The organism is Paenibacillus hebaui (genome assembly GCF_051934385.1).
In the GTDB taxonomy this organism is placed as follows: Bacteria; Bacillota; Bacilli; order Paenibacillales; family Paenibacillaceae; genus Paenibacillus.
Map to the genome: position 1 here is coordinate 618,192 of NZ_CP196836.1, position 21,780 is coordinate 639,971.

Below are 21,780 nucleotides of genomic sequence, written 5' to 3' on the forward strand. Positions count from 1 at the left end.
AATTAGTACTATATAGTACTACAAGGGGCGAAAACACAATGAATGTGCATACTACTCGTGAAGCATATACGGAGAACACTAGGGACATAAAGCAGGTTATTAACAAGAGGGCAGCTGAACCAGCAATCATTTTCATGACAGGCAGTACAGGCTTTATCGGTAAGGAAACAGTAAAACAACTCGTGGCTGGGGACGCAAAATTGTTGTTGCTTGTTCGTTCCGAACAAAGAGCCAGAGCTGTGTTGCATGCTTACGGAGTGAAGGATTTCGATCGGATTACATTTATCCAAGGCGATTTGTCCACACCAGGTCTCGGCCTTGTGGCGACTGATCGGCAGCGTGCTCTCGGAGCGGACGTCATCATTCATGCCGGCGGCACGATGGACGTTACTCTGGAACGTAAAGTAGCAGAGCAGATTTTTATGAACGGAGCGAAGGAAGTGGCTGAACTGGCTGGCGAGATCCATCGTACACGCAGACTGAGACACTTTATCCATGTCGTTGGATTTATGAGCCCTTATGGACAGCGGAACGAAAAGGGGGAATACATTCAGGTCAACGAACCAGAAAATCATGAAAGTGCATATGAAGAAATGAAATTTCACGCTGATTTGTATATCCGTGAGCATGCAGAGGCGAATCAATATCCGTTGTCTGTTGTCAATCCAAGTACAGTCGTGGGACCGCGACCCACTGGTGAAACCGAGCAAACGGGTGGTATCGGACTGCTCATTCAGGCGATTCAGAAACGACTCATGCCTGTTGTACCGGGAGGTTCATCGTATTGGTTGCCGCTCGTGGAGAATGATGTGGTTGCGCAGACCCTTGTCTTTTTATCCAAGGAAACCGCTCCAGTGGGAGGAACGTATCCACTTTTGGCGCGCAAAGAAGATAGTCCAAACATGAAGGAACTACTGCATCTTCTGTCACAGCAACTGGATGTTCCAAAGCCCAAATGGGCTGTACCACTGACGTGGGTTCAATGGGCGATGAAATCAGGCGGTACACGAATCAGCGGTGTTCCGACAGAGTCGGTTTCTTTTATTACCAATAGAACATTTCCTGTGGAAGAGACGGAGGCACTGTTCACACGTATGGGACAATCTTGGCCTGATATCAGGGAACAGCTTCCATTTGTGACAGCCGACTTGGATTATCGTCTCCGTCATGCATCATCTGTGCCTTTGCCAGCCGGTTGTACTCGATCACGGATCGGGAATTTGGCTGCACTTGGTTGGGAAGGTGAAGGAGAGCCGTGGATCATCGTACATGGTTTGCTTAGTTGTGCCGATGAGATGTTACCTCTGGGAGAACGGCTTCGGGAACTGACAGGAAACCCGGTATGGCTTGTCGATCTGGCCGGATTCGGTCGGTCACCTGTGCATCAGAAGAGTGAAGCGTTTGAAGGACAGGTGCATGAACTGTTCACGGCACTTCGTGAGTTTGAAGGCCCGATGAAACTGGTAGGTCACTCTGTTGGGGGCGCAATTGCAGCTGTGGCGGCACTCAGGAGCGGGCGCACCGATATTCAACTGGGTTTATTACAGCCCGCGGGCCATAACTCCAATCAGACAGCTCTGCGTATGGCTTCCCGTATGCCAAGAGGATTCGTGCGCACCCTTCTGGCTGGGCGATCCGAAGCGGGGTGGAGCCGCATACTTCAAGCAAATCATGACACGGATCACCGTGCAATTCGTAGGTTTGCAGAAAAGGTGAGGTCCAGTATGCAATCTCCACGCATTGCGGGTGCGCATACCGATTTGTTACGCTGGATTCATACCGGGAAGGGCAAAGGAGTCCAAGACAAGTTATCGCTGGGGACGTGGAGTAAAGCTGATCAGGCGAAGAGCACATTAGTGGTCTGGGGCAAGGAAGATGAGGATTACCACTACCCCGAGGAAATCGATCCACAGGTTAAACGCGTAGATGTACCCTATGGTCATTATTTTCCGGTATTTCAGCCCCGCGATACGGCTGCGATTCTTGTAGAGTGGTCCAATACCAAGAGATGAGATGAGTTCCGTTCTCTGCTGTGCAGGAATCCCGCGAATACTGTCGAAAGGGTCAAGTTCGATTATTAAGCAGATCAACGATAGATAGGAGAGATATAAGAAATGAGTCAACAACGTGTGGACATTAGCAAAAATGTACTCGTAGAGTGTCTGGCGCTGCGTAGCGGGGAGAATCTGGTGGTTGTTGCGGACGATGCAAAACGGGAATTGGCCGAATCCATCTATGAGGCAGGAAAAGCACTTGGAGCAGAATCGGTTCTATTAATTATGGAGGAACGCAGCAGATCCGGCCAAGAGCCGCCTGCGCCTATTGCACAAGCCATGATTCAGGCAGATGTAGCTGTGTGTGTAACGAGATATTCATTAACCCATACTCAGGCACGCAAACAAGCCGCCGCGTCAGGGACACGGGTAGCCACAATGCCCGGCATGACAGAGGATATGTTTATGAATGGCGCCATTACAGCAGAATATCCACAAGTGAAGGCGTTAACGGAGAAGGTGACCGCTCTATTAAGTGCAGGTAATCATGTACGGATTGAGAAGGAAGGGCACAGTCTTTCTTTTTCTATACAGGATCGTAATGGCGTACCCAGTACAGGAATGTATTTGAATCCCGGTGAATCGGGTAACTTGCCGTCAGGGGAAGCCTATATTGCTCCGGTTGAAGGTCAGGGAGAGGGCAGTATTGTGGTGGATGGATCTGTTGCCGGTATTGGCGCACTTCGCGAACCTATGATATTGACAGTAAAAGAAGGACGTCTGGTCTCGGCTGAAGGCCCAGATGGGCAGACATTGCTGACAACGCTTGGAGAGGGTGACGGCCGCTTTCTCGGTGAATTCGGGATTGGCACCAACAATAAGGCGCGGATCACCGGTGTAGTTCTGGAAGATGAGAAAGTGTATGGAACCATTCATGTGGCCTTTGGCAGCAATAATACATTCGGTGGAACGATTGCTGCGGGCGTACATATCGATGCGGTTGTGCAAAAGCCGGATGTATACATTGATGACAAGCTGATCATGCGTCAGGGCGAGTTGGTGGAATAACTTTAGTGGAATTAAGCGTTTTCCACAGTATGTCCACAGTGATGGATAACTGGATAGTAAATTTTGAGTTCACGTCAGATTTACAAACAAATACACAACATGTCCACAAAAAAATAATGAATATCCACATGGGAAGTTAAAGTTATACACAACATGTGTGCAATATGTGCACAACTTATCCACAAATCAGGTATAACTCGCCTTTTCGCCATAAATATTTGCTGTTTTTGAATGGAATCACAAGTTATCCACAGCAAATGAGCAGAGCGGAGACAGCAACCGTGATGCAACGTCTGTTGAAGTTGGCAAAATTGATCTGAAGCCTAAACATTTGATTGAAAATAACCGATACACCAAAGTAACATCTACTGGGACGAAAGAGCCTGTGGTGACTTGGTGAATGCGAACCACAAGCAGGTCACTTTGCCAAATAAAGTGCTCCTCTTGTGGTTTTATTTTATCATTTTACAATGATCTGATTTTACGAAAATGAGAGGTATGGGGACAATTATGGATGAGGGAATGCAATATATTAATTTTTCGGTAGGAGACCAGTTCTTTGCAGTTCGAATTGATGAAGTTCATGAAATCATTAGAATGTTGCCGGTGACCACGGTTCCATTTGGAAGTCCTGAAATCAGAGGTTTTGCTTCTTTGTATGGTAAGGTGGTTTCGGTTGTGAGTCTTCGTGTGTTGTTAGGCATGCCGGATCAGGAGGATACCGCTTCTACACGTATTATTGTTGTACCGTATAAGGGAGGATTTATCCCTCTAATCGTAGATATGGTTGATTCAGTAGTGACTTATGATCGTTTCGAAGAACCTGCTGAAGAACATCTGCGTTTCATGACTGGCGTTTTTGAAAAAATTGGGTACTGCAAGGATCATAGCGCAGGGATCTTGAAACTTGATGTATTGCTGGGTAGCTTGATTAGATCCTCGTAAATTAACGGTCTGTATTTCATTCATTTTCAGTATATATCTGTAGTACGACCCAAATGTTCCTCATCCGCTTTCTGGGATAAGGGGCGTTTTTTGGTGTGGCTAAATATCGAAATAACCACTTTTTGTGCGTAAAGGTTTTTAAAACCGATCATTTTCGTATATGATGGAGAGTAACAATGCGAAGGGATGACGGGAGACTGTAATGATGCAATCGCTGTATGGAGTATGGCTTGGTGACGTATTTTTTTGTTTTTCCGGTGAAACATCGGAACCGCGTGTGGATGCGTGGAGCAACGTGGTGAGGAAGCTGAATTTTGGCGACGGGGGTCGTCTGTTTCAGCCTGCCGCGCTGCGTCTGGCGGAGCTGCGTTGGCCCAATCTAATGCGTAATGCGGCGGAAGCAAAGGGTACGAAGCGGCGTCAATTGCTCGGACGGACGCTCGAAGGACTGGCGATCTCGCCTAAAGATACATTTAGACTGTTGCTCCAATGGGACGACAGCATATTAAATGCGGCTGGAATTCAGGCAGGGGAAGAAATTCGCTATTGGGTGAAGGCAGCACAGTTTACACAGGAACTGTTGCTGCGCGGAGAGATTGCTCCGTCCGCTGAATTTGCGGCCAAGACAGGCGCCCGCCGCCGAACCGGGCAGGAAACGCTGACCGGGGTATGGCGCCCGCGTCTATTGCAAGAAGCGGATATAGAACGTTTCCGTGAATTGGCGGAAGCGATGCCACCGATCGGATTGTCTGCTCCTGGAGCATACGCTGCTTCTGAGCCGGAATCACGGGAAGAAGCGGGAGCAACGGTGTTATTTTCATTTATGAGTGGAATGGTCCATGCGGTTGTAACGGGTGAACTGGAAGGTATGGATAGTGAACTGTCCCGTTACCGCACTCCCTTCCGGCGTGGATCTTCTCCGATAGCCGAGCTGTGGTGGAATAGCCTGATTTCGATGTTCCGTCCAGTAACGGTGCAGGGCCCTACAGAGGAAATGAAAGAACTCATTGGAACGCTGCAGGAAGCTGGTGGAACAGCGATGCCAGTAGTGGGCAGTGAAGAGATGGCACCCACGGAGGGTGAGCTGAAGCTGGTACTGCGACTCGAACCGCCGCTTGGGGATCATGAATCGGTGTGGGGTATTACCTTCTGGGTAGATAGTGTGCAGGAATCGGGTCTAAGATTACCGGCACGCACGATCTGGGCACATCCGGAAAGGGATCTGGACCGGGGAAAAGTGCGTTATATTTCAGCTGCAGAACAGCTGCTGATGGCGCTGGGCCATGCGACCGAACTGGCACCTGAACTTGAACCAGCGCTGCTTCATCCACGTCCGGAAGGGATGAAGCTGGAGCAACAGGCCTTTTTTGAATTTTTGACCTATGCAGTGCCCCGTCTACAGAAAGCAGGCGTGACCGTGCTGATGCCTTCCCGCTGGAGTCGTGCCGGGAAGCGCCGTGCCGGATTACGCTTGCAGATGCTCAATCGAGGCACTGAGATGCCCCTTGGGGCTTCATCTGCGCTGGGTATGGAGCAATTGGTCGCTTTCAAGGCTGAACCGATGCTGGACGGTAAACCGGTCACGGCAGAGGAGCTGGCTGCACTTGCTGAAGCAACGGTACCTTACGTTATGTTCCGCGGTGAATGGATTGAAGTGGATACCAAGGAGATTCGTCAGGTTCTACGTTACATGAAAAAAGAAGAAGAACAATATATGCCTCTTTCCGAATGGCTGCATTTGGCTGCAGACGAAGGCAAGGATGCAGCGTGGAAGGGCCTCTCCGTCTTTGGTGCGGAATCGGAAGGGCTGCTCTCTTTCCTGTTGGACGGACAGGTGCTTCGGAGTATTGAGCCAAGACAGGTTCCTGGAGAACTGCATGGCCAACTAAGACCTTATCAAGAGCGAGGATATCAATGGTTATCTGCGATGCGTGAACTTGGGTTCGGTGTATGTCTCGCCGATGATATGGGACTCGGGAAGACGATCCAGGTCATTACCTGCCTGCTGGATCGCAAACACGAGGAAATGCAAGCGGCAGCTGATGAAGCGCGCGAGAATGAAATGCATATGGGGACCGATGAATCCTTCGTAACAGGTGAGCACAGTTATATGCAGGATGTTCATCTGCCTGCTCTCATTGTGTGCCCAACTTCCTTGCTCGGGAACTGGCAGCGTGAGCTGAAGCGGTTTGCCCCGGATTTGACGCTATATATTCATCATGGCGGACAACGGTTGCACGGCAATGCTTTCCAGGCCGAAGCGCAGTCTCATGATATTGTGCTGACGACATATCATCTGGCGGGCAGAGACGGCCCGGATCTGGCTTCGTTGCAGTGGTCTACCGTTGTGCTGGATGAAGCGCAATATATCAAGAACTACCGTACCAAACAGGCGCAGAGCGTGATGCGTCTGTCTACAAACCATCGGATTGCGATGACAGGGACGCCTGTGGAGAACCGACTGAGCGAACTTTGGTCCATTTTCCAATTCCTCAATCCGGGGTATCTGGGTACAGCTTCCTCATTCCGTCAGCGGTATACAGGATTGGGCCCGTCCGAAGAAAATGCTGCCTCGTTGCGTGAGCTTCATCGATTGGTATCCCCCTTTATGCTGCGCAGGCTAAAAAGTGATCCGGATATCCGAAAGGATCTGCCGGAGAAACTGGAGCTGAAATCCTACTGTTCCCTGACACCAGAGCAGACGGTTCTGTATCAGCGTGTGGTGGATGATCTGATGGGTGGACTGGATGGCAGGAATGGAATTGCCCGTAAGGGCATTGTGCTGTCATCACTGACGAAGCTGAAGCAGATTTGTGACCATCCGGCGCTGGCCGATAACAGTCGCAAGGATCATGGCAAGGCCGAGGCTTCCGGCAAAATGGAACGATTGCTGGAGTTACTGGATGCCATCCGTGACAACGGGGAGTCAGCGCTGATCTTTACTCAATATGTGGCGATGGGTGAATTGCTGGTATCCCGACTCAGTCAGCGGTACGAGGAAGAGCCTTATTTCCTGCATGGAGGGGTCTCGAAGTCGCAAAGGGATGATATGGTGGACACCTTCCAAAAAGGCGAAGGTCCGTCCCTGTTTGTCCTGTCTCTTCGCGCCGGTGGGGTCGGTCTGAATCTGACCCGTGCCAGCCATGTCGTTCACTACGATCGGTGGTGGAATCCTGCGGTGGAGAATCAGGCAACCGACCGGGTGTTCCGAATCGGGCAGAATCGCAACGTGCAAGTGCATAAGCTGATCTGTCAGGGTACGCTGGAGGAACGAATTGATGAGCTGATTGAGAGCAAAAAAGCGCTTTCCGAGCAGGTCGTTGGTTCTGGTGAGAACTGGTTGACCGAGATGTCGGATGATGAGCTGCGCGGTCTGATCTCGCTTCAGGGCGAGACATGGCTGTAAGTTTGGAAATATAAAGTGAATGCCCAATGTGAAGACAGGAAGGGGGATTGTTGTGAGCGAAAAATGGAATGTGGAGCTGCATATGTCCCCCGGTAGATGGACAGCAGAAGTGAATACAGCAGCTGATGCGGGCCATAATGATTCCGCTTCAGCTAATGCAGGCAAGACCGTTTCAGGCGCAGGCGGCCTGTTCACGGTAACCGGCACGTTGCCACAGCTCAGTGAAGCCGCACGCGAGGCGGTGCTGGTACAACTGCGCGAGCGGCCTCTTACGCTGTACGCGCTGCTGCGCGGCGGTCCCGCCCCGGCGGAGCTCGCCGAGCTGCTGCCCGCTGTGCCGGGGGGCGCGCCAGGCACAGCCGCTGAGGCCCCGCTCAGCGCGGGCGCAGCGGTGTGCACCTGCGGCCGCCCGGGCTGCGCGCATGCTGCGGCTGCGGAGCACGCCTTTGCCGCGCGCTTCGCGGCCGAGCCGCTGCTGCAGCTGGCGCACGCCGGCCTGCCGCGCGAAGCGCTGCTCGCCGGCGTGCTGGGGGCATGGGCGGAAGAACTCGCCCATGCCCCCAGCAGCCCTGGCCGCGCAGCCGAAACGGCGGGCCGCCCGCAGGCGCGGGGCGGCGAAGGCGGCGCAGCCGTCGGCGAGTGGATCGCCGAGGCAGCCGCAGATGGCGCCATGCACCAGCCGGGGCCCGGCTTTGGCGCTGTTGAGGTGCGGCTGGCGAAGCCGGGCAAGCCCCCGGCAACGCCGGAAATCGCGGCGTTGCTGCCGCCAGGCGTGCCTGCTACCGCGGGGCTTACATTGATCCGCGAACGCGTAGCTGCGCGGATGTGGCAGGCTGTCCAGAAGAAGAAGGACAGCCCGGCAAGAAAGTGATGCGCTATTCGAAGGGGATGTCCCATAAGTCATGAGCATGACGGGGACCCCGCTAATAGCGTTTTTTTAATTCTAATGAATCGAGCACACGCTATTCGCTCCCATTTGCACAGGTAGGGAGTTAACAAATCACAGCGTTGTTGTTTCGTTCATTTTGGTCGATTTTTTAGGTTTGGACGCCGTTTTGTGACGGAATAACGTTACTGAGGTTTGTTAAACTTTGTATTCCTTGATTATCCACCTTTTAAGATGCGGTGGGTTCTTTAGCGTTTGGAGCGAGGGGAAAATCACTTTCGAGATTGCTCCTTGTTTGTGGTGAGATCGGTTTAGAACCTTGGCATACAGCCCTAAAAGTCCAAAAAACGACCGTACAAGCTGTACAACCGGTATATCTTTAGGATGATCTCCTCTCAAGGAGGTCTTTACTGGTGGAGCTTCGCTGCAATATAAGGTATACTGTCGCAGGGGAAGACAAGCCCCAACACGAATTCAGCTATGTTCAAGACCAATTGCGATAGGAGTTTTTACATGAAATCACGTACAGGAAGACAGCGCCGTATTGTGGTAATGCTGTCCTCGCTTATGATATGCGGAGCCTTGCTCTCTGCTTGCCAGGACGGTTCGGGCTCCGAGGAGAACCAGAATCCGAACGCAGCAGGAAACGCACAACAAGAGTCAGATGGAACAACGGTTCATTTTACCGAGGACGGCAATGAAGGTAACACAGGCGGGGATAAAACGTCTTCGCCAGGCAACAGCGGTGAAGGCACGAACAGCGAGTCAGGCAATGCTTCAACGGGTGAAGAACAGAGTTCTTCTGAAGGTGACAAGGGAGCAACATCGGAAGGTCCGTTGATGGAGAAACGCAGCGTCAGCGCACTTCAAACGACGGTTGATGCAGAATCGGTTGTGACCAACGCACAGACGATGACGGTCATCGTGAACAAACAGCGTAGCTTGCCTGAAGGTTACGAGCCGGATGATCTGGTGGAACCTAACGTACCGTTCTCTTTTGATGGCCCGCATGAGAAACGTCACATGCGCAAGGAAGCGGCGGAAGCGCTGGAGAAGCTGTTTGCAGGAGCGAAGGCTGACGGCATTGAGCTTCGTGCGGTGTCCGGTTACCGTTCATATCAACGGCAGGTATCCATCTACAACAACAATGTCAAAACCAAAGGCGAAGAATACGCTTCTCGGGTAAGCGCAGTTCCAGGCCGAAGCGAACATCAGACCGGGCTTGCGATTGACGTATCCAGTCCAAGTGTGGGCAATGCGCTCGAAGAGGTATTTGGTTCTTCCAAAGAAGGCCAGTGGCTGGACGAACATGCTGCGGAGTATGGGTACATCATCCGTTATCCGAAAGGTGAGGAAAATATGACGGGTTACGTCTATGAGCCATGGCACATTCGTTATATCGGCACTGATCTGGCACCGGATGTTGTGAAAAGTGGACTGACACTTGAAGAATACTTTGACGAGGCTAATATCAAACTGTAATCCAGGCGCTTCATCCTTAGAGCTAGGATTCTAATTTCAGAAGTCCCCTGAATGATTCACCCTTGACCAAGACAACGGGTGTTCATTTAGGGGATTTTTGGTTTGTACTAAATTAAGCTAAAGTCTTATTTTATTTGCTTGTTCAGCAGGACGACAGACTGATATAATTCAAGTTTAATCAGGACATCAAATTACATATAAAGCGAGGGACAGCAGAATGACCAGACAGCAGGTATTTACCGGTTCCCCCTGGGAACCACTTGTGGGATATTGCCGAGCCATCCGTGTAGGAAACAGGATTGAAGTTGCAGGTACAACGGCTATGCAGGATGGTGTTGTTGTCGGAGCAGGAGATCCTTACGCACAGACGAGATTTGTTTTGCAGACGATTGAGAATGCGCTGAAAGAATTGGGAGCAGACATGTCTCATGTCGTGAGAACCCGGATGTTTGTGACTGATATCTCGAGGTGGGAGGAAGTGGGCAGGGCTCACGGAGAATTTTTTGGACAAATCCAGCCTGTAGCTACGATGGTGGAGGTTCGTGCACTCATCGATCCCTTGTTGATGGTCGAAATTGAAGTGGAAGCGATTGTCGAAGCGGAAGCGGATACGGAAGTAACGAAATAGAGTTAGCGTATATTGCATAAATTACGAAAGTGACTTTTCGACCCGCAAGCTGAAGGTCAAATTCTGCAAAATGCAGAAAAGAGAAATAACCCTACCCAACCCTGTCATATTAGAGCGCAGGATGGATAAGGTTATTTCTGCATGATGTTATTTTTAAGAACTGCGGCACACAATGTGCGAAGCAGCTTACACCGTACGTTCCTTCACAGCTTATTTCGCTTCAGGTTTTACCTCGGGTGTCTCGATGACCACTTTCCAAGCCGTTCCGATTGGCGGCAGACTGCGAGTCAGGACCGGGCTGTAGAATCCAATCACTTTTGCCCCTTTGGTCAGCTCTTCCGGTTTGATCGTTTCCCCTTGGTGGTTCACCAGCTGTGTATCCTTGCTAATGTTAAGGATCACGTGGTCAGGAGCTGTCTCTGTCAGACGGGAGCCGGAGATCTCGATCTGAGTGATGTTATCTTCTTTTTTTATTACATTTTCAATCGTGCCTGCGGTACCCAGAACCTCTTTTGGTTGTGCTTCAGATTCCGAAGCTGCGGTATCCAGTACAGTGACCTTATAGGTAGGTGTTTGCGGCGGTAAACTGAAGGTTGCAATCTCGGAATGCTCCGCTTCCACGTTCATGCCAATCGTCAGATCTGTGAGTTTAATTTCTTTGCCATCCGCGGATTTGAACACGGTATCCTCACCAACATTCAGCACGATACCGTCTGTACCCGCACCGCCGATATGGATGGATTGATATTTGCCTTCGTTGTTGATTCCTGTAATGACACCACGCTCAGTAACGGTTTTCACGTCCTCTTCAAGAGAGATGTTTACCTGGTTTCCTGTTGTTTTCACTTGACTATGCAGTACCTTTTCTGCAAAAGAAGCGGGTACGAACAGTATGCCGTTCGTGATTTCGGGTGCTGTTCCCAGCGTGAGCAGCATTTTATTGACTGAATATTGGTCTTTATCTGCAATGACAAGTGTCCAGAGGGTGCCTTTGGACAACTCGGCGGATTTGTTCTCCTTGTTCCATTTTAGTTCAATGCCAAGTGCTTCGGTGAGATCACGCAGCGCGATCATCGGTACTTGACCATCTTGGTTCCAATAACCGTCAGCCATTGGCGCGCCGTTCACGGATACTTTTATAGCTTCAGTCCCTTTGCTATCGGCTGATACGGAAGTTGAATGAACGGGTTGTGTACTGTCCAGGGTAGCTGCATATGCCGCTCCGCCACTCAGGGCCAAGGAGAGAACCATCAGGGCGCTTACTTTTTTCATGTTGTTGTTCATCGTTGATTTTCATCCCTTCTAATCTAAGTTATATCGCGGTAAACTCCTATTTAGGGCCGCGCTTCATTCCTATAGACGGGACAACTTGATCAAATGTTTCATATGAATGCAATGAATGGAAGCAGTATGTCAGTTCATTATTTACAATATCGGCCATATTGCAGGTTACAGGTATCAGGATACGGTTAAATTTTAGGTGAGTGGTAAAACCTGTGATTCGCTTTCCTGATCGTCTTGATTTGGATTGAATTCATACGTGGTTGATCACATTCAATACAGGGAGGAATAGGCCAGATGAGTGATATGTTGGTGGCGCTTTATCATTTGCCGGAGCAAGAGAGTGGACTGAGAAAGCTGGAGGATTCCTCGATCATTATTCGAAGAGCCATTGCGCCAGAGAAGCAGCTTGTGCTGGATTGGGTGAGATCCCATTTTAGCCAGCCTTGGGTGGATGAATGTGATGTGGCTTTTGCACGTCAACCTGTGTCATGTTATATTGCGCTTGAGCATGGCAAAATGATCGGGTTTGCCTGCTACGAGGCGACATGTCGCAATTTCTTTGGCCCGACAGGTGTTGGTCCGGAGGCACGGGGTAAAGGAGTCGGTACTGCTTTGCTGCTGGCTTGTATGCACGCCATGAAGGCGGATGGTTACGCTTACGCAATCATTGGATCGGCTGGGCCTGTGGATTTTTATGCTCGAACACTTGGGGCCATAAAGATCGAAAATTCAACACCAGGGATTTACAAAGGCATGCTCCGGGCAGACTAGACGATAATCATGTTCTGGAAAAGGAAGGGAGGACGAAGATGACCACGAGTAAAATGCTGCATATCGGCATGATCGGCACAGGTTCTATCTCGGATCTTCATATGAGATGTTACGCCAAAAACGAGAATGCCGTCATTTACGCCATCTGCGATCTAAACGAACAGCGTGCAACGGCAGCGGCACAGAAATATGATGCACAGTCGGTATACACGGATTATAAGGAAATGTTGCAAGACCCGCATGTGGATGCCGTGAGCATCTGTACGTGGAACAATACCCATGCCGATTTTGCAATTGCTGCTCTGGAGGCAGGCAAACATGTGCTGCTGGAAAAACCGGTGGCTACCAATATAGAAGATGCACTTCGGATAGAAGAGGCCGTGAAGAAGAGTGGCTGTACATTCGTCGTTGGTTTTGTGCGTCGTTACGATAACAACATGCAGATGCTGCGCAGTTTCATTGATGCGGGTGAGTTTGGTGAATTGTATTATGCCAAGGCCTCTATCCTGCGGCGATTGGGGAATCCCGGGGGCTGGTTTGCGGACAAAAACCGTTCCGGCGGCGGCCCGCTCATTGATCTGGGCGTACATATTATCGACCAATGCTGGTATCTGATGGGCAGACCGAAGCCTGTTTCGGTCAGTGGTAATACGTATCGGAAACTGGGCAATCGTGCCCATATCGAACATCTTTCTTTTTACAAAGCTGCCGATTATAGCTCTGCTGTGAACAACGTCGAGGATATGGCAAATGCGCTGATTCGCTTTGAGAACGGAGCTTCTTTGGCGGTAGATGCGAGCTTTACCTTGCATGCACGCGAGGATGAATCATCCGTTAAGCTGTACGGTGAACGCGGAGGATTCGAACTGGAGCCGGAGACTCTGATCGTTACGGAGAAAAACAACATCATTCTGAATATACAACCCCAGACGGACAATACCGGTCTCGATATTCACAGTGCATTCCAGAATCAGATCGATCATTTTGTAGATTGCTGCCTGAATGGAACCGAGCCCATCAGCCCAATAGCGGACGGTGTGGCTTCGACAAAGATGTTGTGCGGAATCTATGAGTCGGCCGAGAAAGGTCAGGAAATTCGTCTGGACTGAATTGCATTACATTACATTAGGGAGTCTGTTCGATCCCCTCATACGCAAAAAGCATGCGATCCGCGTGAAGTGCGGCTGCGCATGCTTTTTTGGGCTGCTTCATTTATTCAGCGGTGAGTTCTCATACCCAGGGTCATCGTAATCCGTATCTTGAAGCCGGGGAAGCACATTCATGCTCTCAATGGCCTGCTGGGTATCAGGGGTGCCATGATCATAGAGAAAGGTGTACAGCAAGGTCATGCCATCTGAAAATTGTTCCGTCGCTTCATCATGATCTGCTGATTTGTAGGGTACCGGTGCCCGTTTCAGCGTATACGCATCGTCGTCATCCAGCACTTTCATCAGATCCTTCAACCGGTCTAACTGATCGTCATCCAGGATCACTTCAAATGGTGTAGATTCGTTCTTGGTCTGTTCAATAAGATTATGAGTTACTGATAAATAGTAATGTTTTTTGCCGTCCTGCATAATCCAACCTCCATTCTAAAATGGAAAAAAGACGCTTCTACTGTTAATAAACAGCAGCAAGCGTCCTGAAACGAAGGGAAGCCGTTACCCTCCACCTATTCATCAATGTGTTCTGTGACCACGGACCATCCAGTACCTATCCCATTCAAACGACCTTGTTCAAAAAAATCAATCCCATCTACCGTGATACTGACGGCTTCCATTTCGGGTTGATCTTCTACTGGATGTACAACAATGAACCCTTTGTCCAACAAATAAGTGATGGTTCTCTGTCTCTCTATGTGTGCTTCCGGGTATAATCTTTCTTTAGGTACGATAAGAGCCGGGTTTTCCGTGAACCATGTATCATATAGCTCTTGTAATATATAGAATCTTTCTTATATCCGCTCTTTAATTACAGCTTCCAATTCCATAAGTCACCTCTTCTAATTGCGCTGCTTTTATCTTCCAAACCGCCCGGTGACGGGAACCTTACGGGTACTGGCCTCCATTGATCCTGAACAAAGAGGACAAGCCGGAGGACCAGACGTCGCCTTTTGGGATGCCTTTGCAGAAGGCACAGCTGGTTTCTGCCTTAACCACGCCTTGCAGGTAGAGGAACTGCACTTCCAGATCGCCACGGTTTCTGTGCGTTCTGCATTCTCTGAAGAATGTGACCCTGAACTGTTCGAGGACAAGGTTGCCTGACTCACACCCGTGGTGCTGAACGCCTTGTGGTTACGGACTTCTCCACTGCCACGCCGTTCACTGAGCCGATCATCGTCACGTTCATTGTGCACTTCGAAGTCACGACGGTCACTTTGGCTGATTGCACGACGCTGTACAACATCCCGACCTTCGGAGCGTGCACCAGAGCGTGCATACTGCCCATTTCCTTTACCATATGTCATCTGTTGGCCCGAGCGGCCCTCATCGTGTTTTTTGCGTTTGTCCGGAACTTCCATGCCGAAGGCTTCAAGCAGGAAACGGGAGATGTCAGCCGGTTTTCCATGATGACTGGCTGGAGAAGTGATATATAAGTACTGCTTGGCTCTCGTTATGGCTACATAGGCCAGACGCCGTTCTTCTTCCAAAGCCATATCCAGCTCGGCATCCGTCTGTTGTACGGTGAGAGCAGCTTTCTGATCCTCAGGGATGTCCTGCCGCAGTGCTGTGCTGTGTGGCACAATACCTTCACTTGCCCCGATCCAGTACACACACGGGAATTCAAGTCCCTTGGCACGATGGATCGTCATCAGCTGTACCGCATCGCTGTCCTGAGCACGGCGCAGCGATTCCATCTCACGGTGTCTGCGGGAGAGCTCATCCGCGAATTGGATGAACTCTTCCACGGTTTCGAATTTTTTGGCAGCAGCCTCGAATTCGTCCAGTGTCTCCAGCATCGTTTCCTTATAGTGGGTGAAGATGCTGGGATCGCCGCTTTCCATGTATTTGTCGTAGAACAGACGGCGCATCTCCTGGATTGCAAAGACCGGTTTCAGCTTTTGCAGCGATTTGATCAGCTTGATGCGTTCTTTTACCTGTTCCTGTTGGAATGGTTTCAGCTTGTCCCATTTCGCCAGATGAATCAGCGGATATTTCTTGGCCTGCTGCTGTTCGCTGCGCTGAATCCATTCCAGCCCGGCATCGCGGGATACGTAGAGCGGTCCCAGGGCACTTGGCATAGCATCCATTGAACGAGGATTCAAGGACAAACGCATATGATCCATCAGCGGTCGGATCAGCGATTGGTCATAGAAGACTGGAGAGGCACCATGTTGAACAAACGGCACATCTTTCAATACAAGCTGCTCAAATATAGCCCGGCTGCTGCTGGCTGTCCGGTGCAGAATCGCTATATCGCGATACGTATGCAGCCCTTCCTCGACCTGCTGACACAACTGGTTCACGACCCACGCCGCTTCTTCCTCTGCATTGGAAGGGGTGGCGAAGCGAGGCGCATCTCCGCGGTGTCCGGCTGCACGCAGCCGTTTGTCACGTCTTTGTTTGTTTCGGGCGACCAGCTCGCTGCCGAGTCCCAGAATACGCGCATCGCTGCGGTAGTTTATATCCAGCGTCACAATGCGCGCACCAGGGTAAACTTTATCGAATTCCAAAATGGATTCTTGCCTTGCTCCATTAAACGTATAGATCGTCTGGTCATCGTCACCCACAACCATCAGGTTGCGATGGGCGGCAGCCAGTTTTTGTACAATCTCATATTGCAGACGGTTGGTATCCTGGAACTCATCGACCATGATGTACTGAAAACGCTTCTGAAGCGGCCCCAGTACAGCAGGATCACGGAGCAGAGTGGCCGCACGCAGCAAAATATCGTCAAAATCCATTTTGCCCCGATCCTGCTTCCAGGCCTCGTAACCGAGCAGAACACGCTTGGCATCACGTTCCTCCTGTGATTTCTCGGGCAGATCGGTCGTTTCCGATCCTTGCATCTTCCATGCAGATAACATGGCCAGCAGACTCTCCGGCTGAAATGCCTCACTCATGCCATTCTGGCGCAGGAGCATCTTGAGCACGGTATGCTGGGCCCGGGATTCGCCAAAAATTTCTTCCTGTACGCCATAATGACGGAGCAAGGTTAAGGCGAAGGAGTGGAACGTACGTGCCTGGACCGCTCGTGCAGCGGCGGGACGGATGCCAGGCAGCGCAGCGATCCGGTCTTTCATCTCGGTGGCAGCCTTGTTCGTAAACGTCACGAGCAGGATACTTCCGGCATGAGCGCCACTTACCTCCATCAGGTAGCCTGCTCGTGCAGCGAGCACGGTTGTTTTGCCGCAGCCGGCTCCTGCGAGTGTCAGCAAGGGTCCCTTGCCATGGCGAACCGCTGAGATTTGGGGTCCGTTCAGTCGGATGCCTACCTCCTCCAGAGAGCGGAAATAGGGTGCGTCCCGTTCATCACTGTTCACGAGTTGCCTGCTGGTCTCCAGTGGAGCAGAAGGCGACTGGGGCAGTGATGCCGCCGGGGTAACCCCGAGCGGACGGGGGTAAAACGTTGAGTTCGGACTTAACATCATTCATCCACCTCTGTATGCATTCAGGGATAAGAACTATCCCGGTTCAAAAAGTTATCCCGATTCAAAAGTAATCCATTTGCCCTTTTCACAATCGCATTGTAAATTGGTATGATAGAGTTAACCGCCTAAGTAGACGGATAAGCAGGGCCAAGGCTTCATTATACCCGAACATATGGTCCTGACGAAAGCCCCCGAATTCGTCCAGGATCGGCAGAAAACGGGCACTCGCGTGAGATTGCGCAACTTTTTGGCATGATATCGTATAAGTTATATACCTGAGCATTTTGCATAAATCCAAAGAGCGTCTTTCAATCAGCAAGATAAAGATCGAAATGCTTCTATTCGTCTATATTTTGTACCCGGGAGCGAACTGAATCGAATGATGTAAAATGCTGACTTATGAAAAAATGAAATGATACTGGTTTTGACGGGACAGAGGAGGAATGGTCATGAAACTGCTTCAGCGCATCAAAGACGGAGCGAACAAAGCAACAGAGCGTGCCCAGCACGCCGTTGAGATTGGGAAACTGAACAACCAGATTGTGGGCTTGCAACAGGAACAGGAAGTCCATTTTACAGATATGGGTCGTATCTTCTATGAGGGTTATCGTGCACAGGACATGACGCATGCGGAAAAAGGGATGGTCGATCTGTCGCAGCTGTGCGATGAATTGCAGGACGAGATTGATGGTCTGCGCAACAGAATTGCACAGCTCAAAAATGAACGGTTATGCGAGTGTGGGCATGTCGCTTCACTGGATGCCAACTTCTGCCCGAAATGCGGACGCAAGTTGGGCGAATCGAAGCCTGCAGCATCACCGGTAGCAGCAGCGGCTACCACAGCAAAACAGGAAGCCGCTGTGGCTCAAAGCCCGGAGCAACCCGTCTACGACGAGCCTGCTGAGGAGGAGTTGGAGGAAGCTGAGCCATATCACACGGTGATTCCGTCCATTGCGGACCTGGATACCGAATCCGAGTATAACAGCACAGAGTTTACCCTGGAAGAAAAGGAAGCCTTTGATGCAGAGTGGGAACGTCGCCGTGATGAAGAGATGCAACGGGAGCGTGAGCGTCAGCAGGAGCTGGATGAACGCATTCGTTATTGGAAAGAAAACAACCCAATCGTGAACACGGTGGACGTGCAGACAGAAGTGTCACGCGAAATGGTGAATTGTCAGATTTGTGCGGCCGAGCTGCCCAAAGGTTCGAAATGGTGCCCACGCTGCGGTGCAGAACAGATCTGATGCAGTAGAAGCTCTGCCGCAGCATTATGAGGCAGGATTGGTTGCTGACAGCATGGGGGGGGCGGAAATATGGACCAACTGCTGCATCATTTGCGTCACCTTGGCTTTACCGAGATGGAATCTAAAATTATGATGGAACTCGCCCGTCAGGGATCAGCCTCGGGGTATGAGGTTGCGAAACGACTGGGCGTGTCCCGCTCCAATGTATATGCGACCCTGCAACGGCTGGAACAGCGGGGATTCCTGCGTTGCAGCGCGGGGGAGCCCGCAAAGTACAGTGTGCTGAAGCCTGAGGAGATGACACGCATGATCTCCGATCAGATGCGCACATCTCTTGACTACGTGCAGAGCAGCATGCCGAAGCATGAACCGGAGAAGCCCGTCTTTTACAACATCGAAGGCGACAAAAATGTATTTGAAAATCTGAGCCGTGAACTGGCTGAGGCGAAACATGAGATTGTGGTGGATGTGTGGCGTGAGGAAGCAGAGCTGCTGCGTGATGACTTGCAGCGTGCTGAGGACCGTGGTGTGCGTCTATTATGGTCATGTGATGGTGGCGAAGGCATTATGGATCAGCCTGCCCCTTGGCCGGGTTTGCCTCTGAACGGTACCGGCATTGGCCGGAAGTTCTCCCTGGTGGTGGACCGTCGCTGGTGTATGTTGGGAATGCGTGGGGAATCATGCGCAACTCAGGCGGTGGTGACAGAACATCCGGTCATGACCGGATTACTGTTGAATCATTTTGCCCAAGAGCTGGTATTGTATGAACTGGAGCAGGATATGGGTGAAGAACTGGCCTCTCGTTACGGGCGACGGTACCAAAACCTCTCTGCACGCTACTGGTCATTCCCATCGGGAGAGATCAAGCCTGATTAATGGACTGGACATCTCTGCCTGCTGGACAAATGGAAACAGAAGAATTATTTCTGAGGACTTCATTACAGGTGTAAACGAAGCAGGCGCTGCCTTCAAGCAGACGCCTGTTTATGTTAGCCTGAAACGAAGCAGTGATGTTCCTCACAGCAAATGTTCCCCGTTGAGCTAATAGTTAATGTATGAATTCATGCTATTTTTGAGAAAATGAGGCTATGCACGTTTTGCTTGATCTTGGACAGAATGCGATCCGTTTTTGGGCACATGATACAGAGCTTCAAGTACGTCGGTATAATAAACCGTTCCATGAGGTACGAATTCCGTTCTACGGATCTGACGAACCAGACGTTCTGGGGCATGAGATGATTGATCACCGAACTGATCCATCTGTTCCCCTGAATCCGGTAGTAATGTTGGTCCAGCCGGAACCCCGGCAGCTTGAATAACATCGATCTCACCACGGAACAAGGCGAGCAGATCAGCCAGTGGCACTTCATATAAACTGTCGACTTCGCTGGACTGTAGAATGTAGGCTTCGAGTGGCTGATTCAAACACAGTCCATAGACCGAACTGAATTCTCGATCCACAAATGGCACACCACGTACCTCTCCGTGAAGCTGCTGCGTTGCAGTCAACAGATAGGTTAGTGCTTCAAAGGGCGTATGCACACCCAGTTCTTCTTCCAGTTCACGACTTGCGTGCTGCAGCTGTTCACCAGCCGTGAGATGGCCTGCTGCTGTAATGTCATAACATCCTGGAAAGGTATCCTTAATATCACGCCGCCGCTGAAAAAGAACCAGTCGTTGCTCGCCTTCGTCACGCACGATCCAGCAATGGAATGAACGGTGCCAATATCCTTTGGCATGAACCTCACTGCGCAGCTCTGTACCTATCCAATTTTGCTGATTGTCATAAATATCGAAACGTTCTGGGGTCATGAAACGTATCTCCTTATATAGCAGTTTTTAAAGTTCAAAATTTCACAAAGTATGTTTTAAAGGAAAGGGGAACGATCGTATGGAATGCATTGTACACTTTCAGGTGATTTATCCGCAACCTCAGGAGCGTAAAAGTCTTAGAGGGCTTATATTTGTTGGGCAAGGTCAGGAACCGGCTAACAGTCAGTTAACGACAATGTTTAAGGATATGGGATTTAACGTACGTTTGGAAGATGAAGCCCAGTTGTTGTTCAAACCTGTGGATGCTTCGGCAACCTTTGAATACATTCGCGTAACCGAACTCGATACCGGGGAAGAAGTATACAAGGAAGATAGGGATCTGAAGTCGATTTTGGAGCATTTGTTGCCACGCCGTTTCTAGTTGGTGAACATGTTTGAGTAAGAACGATTGGGACATACGTTCTGGTCGTAGTAAAAAAAGGCCCCACCTTTCGGTGGAACCTTTCAGCTTGCAGCGAATGGTTGTACCAGCCCATAGGGCTAGTTTTTCGTACATAAACCTTAGCATGAAACAGGTTGTCCTGCATCAGGGTTTAGATCAGGAGTTCAATTTCGGTATGCTGGTATTGAACTTCTGATTCCTGTTTATGCGGGGGAGCCGCTTCCTTCTGCTACCAGCTCTGAAGTACAGTGCGAGCAGCGGGTAGCTGCAGCCGGAATTTCGGATAAGCAGTACTTGCAAGCCTTGGTCGTTTTTTCCGGCTCGGGCTTTTTGTGTTCTTTGCTTTTGATGTAGTTGATCCCTTTGACAAGCATGAAAATACAGAAAGCAACGATAATGAAATCAATCATTACGTTGATGAACTGCCCGTAAGCAATTACGGTTGCGCCAGCTTCGTTGGCTTGTGCTAATGTGTTGATTTCCTGCCCACTGGCGGTTTTCATATCCAAATCCAGATTGATAATTTTCTGACTGAAATCAACCCCTCCAAGCAGTTTACCAACCGGTGGCATGATGATATCATTCACGAGGGACGTGACGATTTTACCAAAAGCAGCCCCGATAATGACACCGACTGCCAGGTCGATGACGTTGCCGCGTACGGCAAATTCCTTAAATTCGTTGAGTACGCCTTTCATGTCTGCACAATCTCCTTTGATCCATAAATTCATTCGTGTACAGGCCGCGTGTCTAACCATTCTCCGTTCGAACACGCGCTTCCGTTCTCATATTGTACCTAAAAAACACGCTGCAATCATCCCCTGAATGCAAATTAAGACAAGTTTCCGCAATTTCCATGAAAATACTTCTTTATTTCACGCCGCTGATTCGGTATACTTCTAACATTGTCAGTTATGTTAAACCTTTTATATTCAGGTTCGCGATCATACATTGTAACGAATCATGGAGCCAAAAAAATTAAATATGCCGTTACTCGTATATGTGCAGGAATAGGCCTGCATGTCTCTACCTGATCACCGGAATGATCGGACTACGGGAAAGATGCTGCAACGTTTTGTGTGATTGGAATGAGATCATTCTCAAACAGGTTGACTGAAAAGCATGTTCAGGGAGCTTCACATCTGTTCCTGAATAGATGGTTTGGAGTTTCTCGTGTCAGGCGTGTTATCCTGTCTTCCTGTCCTCCCATTACACTTGCAGCATCCAAGCGGCTTGTCCATATACGTACAAGCCCGTCTTTCCCCG

The 21,780-nt window shown here is 50.2% G+C and carries 17 protein-coding genes and 1 riboswitch; of the genes, 12 read left to right on the forward strand and 5 right to left on the reverse strand.

Annotated features, from left to right (window positions below; translation table 11 throughout):
• Positions 1–38: 38 nt before the first annotated feature.
• The 7 genes from ACR32F_RS02775 to ACR32F_RS02805 all read left to right on the forward strand — a co-directional run bounded on the left by ACR32F_RS02775 (position 39) and on the right by ACR32F_RS02805 (position 10,409).
• Positions 39–2,012 (forward strand): alpha/beta fold hydrolase, encoded by a 1,974-nt coding sequence (locus tag ACR32F_RS02775; protein WP_440115930.1) that lies wholly within the window; start codon positions 39–41, stop codon positions 2,010–2,012.
• A 102-nt stretch (positions 2,013–2,114) separates the two neighbouring features.
• Complete coding sequence (locus tag ACR32F_RS02780) at positions 2,115–3,062, forward strand: aminopeptidase (protein WP_440115932.1); 948 nt, start codon at positions 2,115–2,117, stop codon at positions 3,060–3,062.
• A 510-nt stretch (positions 3,063–3,572) separates the two neighbouring features.
• The gene (locus tag ACR32F_RS02785; RefSeq protein ID WP_440115934.1) at positions 3,573–4,007 is read left to right on the forward strand and encodes a chemotaxis protein CheW; all 435 of its coding nucleotides are present in this window, start codon (positions 3,573–3,575) and stop codon (positions 4,005–4,007) included.
• A gap of 202 nt (positions 4,008–4,209) precedes the next feature.
• Complete coding sequence (locus tag ACR32F_RS02790) at positions 4,210–7,413, forward strand: DEAD/DEAH box helicase (protein ID WP_440115936.1); 3,204 nt, start codon at positions 4,210–4,212, stop codon at positions 7,411–7,413.
• 52 nt (positions 7,414–7,465) lie between these two features.
• On the forward strand, positions 7,466–8,284 hold the full coding sequence (locus ACR32F_RS02795) for a hypothetical protein (RefSeq protein ID WP_440115938.1): 819 nt from the start codon (positions 7,466–7,468) through the stop codon (positions 8,282–8,284).
• 528 nt (positions 8,285–8,812) lie between these two features.
• Positions 8,813–9,781 carry a M15 family metallopeptidase gene (locus tag ACR32F_RS02800; protein WP_440115940.1) on the forward strand — a complete coding sequence of 323 codons (969 nt, stop codon included), beginning with the start codon at positions 8,813–8,815 and terminating at the stop codon, positions 9,779–9,781.
• Between the two features lie 217 nt (positions 9,782–9,998).
• Positions 9,999–10,409, forward strand: coding sequence for a RidA family protein (locus tag ACR32F_RS02805; protein WP_440115942.1), 411 nt, complete (start codon positions 9,999–10,001; stop codon positions 10,407–10,409).
• 210 nt (positions 10,410–10,619) lie between these two features.
• Here the strand turns inward: ACR32F_RS02805 and ACR32F_RS02810 are convergent, their stop codons facing one another.
• Entirely contained in the window at positions 10,620–11,693 is a 1,074-nt protein-coding gene (locus ACR32F_RS02810) for a copper amine oxidase N-terminal domain-containing protein (protein WP_440115944.1), read from the reverse strand.
• Positions 11,694–11,987: 294 nt separating this feature from the next.
• Here ACR32F_RS02810 and ACR32F_RS02815 point away from each other — a divergent pair, with 294 nt between their 5' ends.
• Complete coding sequence (locus ACR32F_RS02815) at positions 11,988–12,464, forward strand: GNAT family N-acetyltransferase (protein ID WP_440115946.1); 477 nt, start codon at positions 11,988–11,990, stop codon at positions 12,462–12,464.
• Positions 12,465–12,502: 38 nt separating this feature from the next.
• Positions 12,503–13,573, forward strand: coding sequence for a Gfo/Idh/MocA family protein (locus ACR32F_RS02820; RefSeq protein WP_440115948.1), 1,071 nt, complete (start codon positions 12,503–12,505; stop codon positions 13,571–13,573).
• Positions 13,574–13,672: 99 nt separating this feature from the next.
• On the opposite strand, the gene ACR32F_RS02825 is transcribed toward ACR32F_RS02820, so the two are convergent.
• Together ACR32F_RS02825 and ACR32F_RS02830 are read right to left on the reverse strand one after the other, a co-directional pair.
• Complete coding sequence (locus tag ACR32F_RS02825; protein ID WP_440115950.1) at positions 13,673–14,041, reverse strand: hypothetical protein; 369 nt, start codon at positions 14,039–14,041, stop codon at positions 13,673–13,675.
• Between the two features lie 440 nt (positions 14,042–14,481).
• On the reverse strand, positions 14,482–17,052 hold the full coding sequence (locus ACR32F_RS02830) for a UvrD-helicase domain-containing protein (protein ID WP_440119660.1): 2,571 nt from the start codon (positions 17,050–17,052) through the stop codon (positions 14,482–14,484).
• A 452-nt stretch (positions 17,053–17,504) separates the two neighbouring features.
• Here ACR32F_RS02830 and ACR32F_RS02835 point away from each other — a divergent pair, with 452 nt between their 5' ends.
• Both ACR32F_RS02835 and ACR32F_RS02840 read left to right on the forward strand, forming a co-directional pair.
• Positions 17,505–18,299: a zinc ribbon domain-containing protein gene (locus ACR32F_RS02835; RefSeq protein ID WP_440115952.1), complete on the forward strand. Its 795-nt coding sequence runs from the start codon at positions 17,505–17,507 to the stop codon at positions 18,297–18,299.
• 69 nt (positions 18,300–18,368) lie between these two features.
• Positions 18,369–19,175: a TrmB family transcriptional regulator gene (locus ACR32F_RS02840; RefSeq protein WP_440115954.1), complete on the forward strand. Its 807-nt coding sequence runs from the start codon at positions 18,369–18,371 to the stop codon at positions 19,173–19,175.
• 210 nt (positions 19,176–19,385) lie between these two features.
• On the opposite strand, the gene ACR32F_RS02845 is transcribed toward ACR32F_RS02840, so the two are convergent.
• On the reverse strand, positions 19,386–20,111 hold the full coding sequence (locus ACR32F_RS02845) for an NUDIX hydrolase (RefSeq protein WP_440115956.1): 726 nt from the start codon (positions 20,109–20,111) through the stop codon (positions 19,386–19,388).
• A gap of 79 nt (positions 20,112–20,190) precedes the next feature.
• On the opposite strand from ACR32F_RS02845, the gene ACR32F_RS02850 reads away from it, so the two are divergent.
• Positions 20,191–20,493: a hypothetical protein gene (locus ACR32F_RS02850; RefSeq protein ID WP_440115958.1), complete on the forward strand. Its 303-nt coding sequence runs from the start codon at positions 20,191–20,193 to the stop codon at positions 20,491–20,493.
• A 224-nt stretch (positions 20,494–20,717) separates the two neighbouring features.
• On the opposite strand, the gene mscL is transcribed toward ACR32F_RS02850, so the two are convergent.
• Complete coding sequence (gene mscL / locus ACR32F_RS02855) at positions 20,718–21,212, reverse strand: large conductance mechanosensitive channel protein MscL (protein ID WP_440115960.1); 495 nt, start codon at positions 21,210–21,212, stop codon at positions 20,718–20,720.
• Between the two features lie 276 nt (positions 21,213–21,488).
• A riboswitch (purine riboswitch) is annotated at positions 21,489–21,588 on the forward strand.
• Positions 21,589–21,780: the final 192 nt, after the last annotated feature.

What these genes read in the sequence shown, in the direction of transcription:
- ACR32F_RS02775 (WP_440115930.1), top strand. Translation starts at nt 39, where the DNA reads ATGAATGTGCATACTACTCGTGAAGCATATACGGAGAACACTAGGGAC.
- ACR32F_RS02780 (WP_440115932.1), top strand. Translation starts at nt 2,115, where the DNA reads ATGAGTCAACAACGTGTGGACATTAGCAAAAATGTACTCGTAGAGTGT.
- ACR32F_RS02785 (WP_440115934.1), top strand. Translation starts at nt 3,573, where the DNA reads ATGGATGAGGGAATGCAATATATTAATTTTTCGGTAGGAGACCAGTTC.
- ACR32F_RS02790 (WP_440115936.1), top strand. Translation starts at nt 4,210, where the DNA reads ATGATGCAATCGCTGTATGGAGTATGGCTTGGTGACGTATTTTTTTGT.
- ACR32F_RS02800 (WP_440115940.1), top strand. Translation starts at nt 8,813, where the DNA reads ATGAAATCACGTACAGGAAGACAGCGCCGTATTGTGGTAATGCTGTCC.
- ACR32F_RS02805 (WP_440115942.1), top strand. Translation starts at nt 9,999, where the DNA reads ATGACCAGACAGCAGGTATTTACCGGTTCCCCCTGGGAACCACTTGTG.
- ACR32F_RS02810 (WP_440115944.1), bottom strand. Translation starts at nt 11,693, where the DNA reads ATGAACAACAACATGAAAAAAGTAAGCGCCCTGATGGTTCTCTCCTTG.
- ACR32F_RS02815 (WP_440115946.1), top strand. Translation starts at nt 11,988, where the DNA reads ATGAGTGATATGTTGGTGGCGCTTTATCATTTGCCGGAGCAAGAGAGT.
- ACR32F_RS02820 (WP_440115948.1), top strand. Translation starts at nt 12,503, where the DNA reads ATGACCACGAGTAAAATGCTGCATATCGGCATGATCGGCACAGGTTCT.
- ACR32F_RS02825 (WP_440115950.1), bottom strand. Translation starts at nt 14,041, where the DNA reads ATGCAGGACGGCAAAAAACATTACTATTTATCAGTAACTCATAATCTT.
- ACR32F_RS02830 (WP_440119660.1), bottom strand. Translation starts at nt 17,052, where the DNA reads ATGTTAAGTCCGAACTCAACGTTTTACCCCCGTCCGCTCGGGGTTACC.
- ACR32F_RS02835 (WP_440115952.1), top strand. Translation starts at nt 17,505, where the DNA reads ATGAAACTGCTTCAGCGCATCAAAGACGGAGCGAACAAAGCAACAGAG.
- ACR32F_RS02840 (WP_440115954.1), top strand. Translation starts at nt 18,369, where the DNA reads ATGGACCAACTGCTGCATCATTTGCGTCACCTTGGCTTTACCGAGATG.
- ACR32F_RS02845 (WP_440115956.1), bottom strand. Translation starts at nt 20,111, where the DNA reads ATGACCCCAGAACGTTTCGATATTTATGACAATCAGCAAAATTGGATA.
- ACR32F_RS02850 (WP_440115958.1), top strand. Translation starts at nt 20,191, where the DNA reads ATGGAATGCATTGTACACTTTCAGGTGATTTATCCGCAACCTCAGGAG.
- mscL (WP_440115960.1), bottom strand. Translation starts at nt 21,212, where the DNA reads ATGAAAGGCGTACTCAACGAATTTAAGGAATTTGCCGTACGCGGCAAC.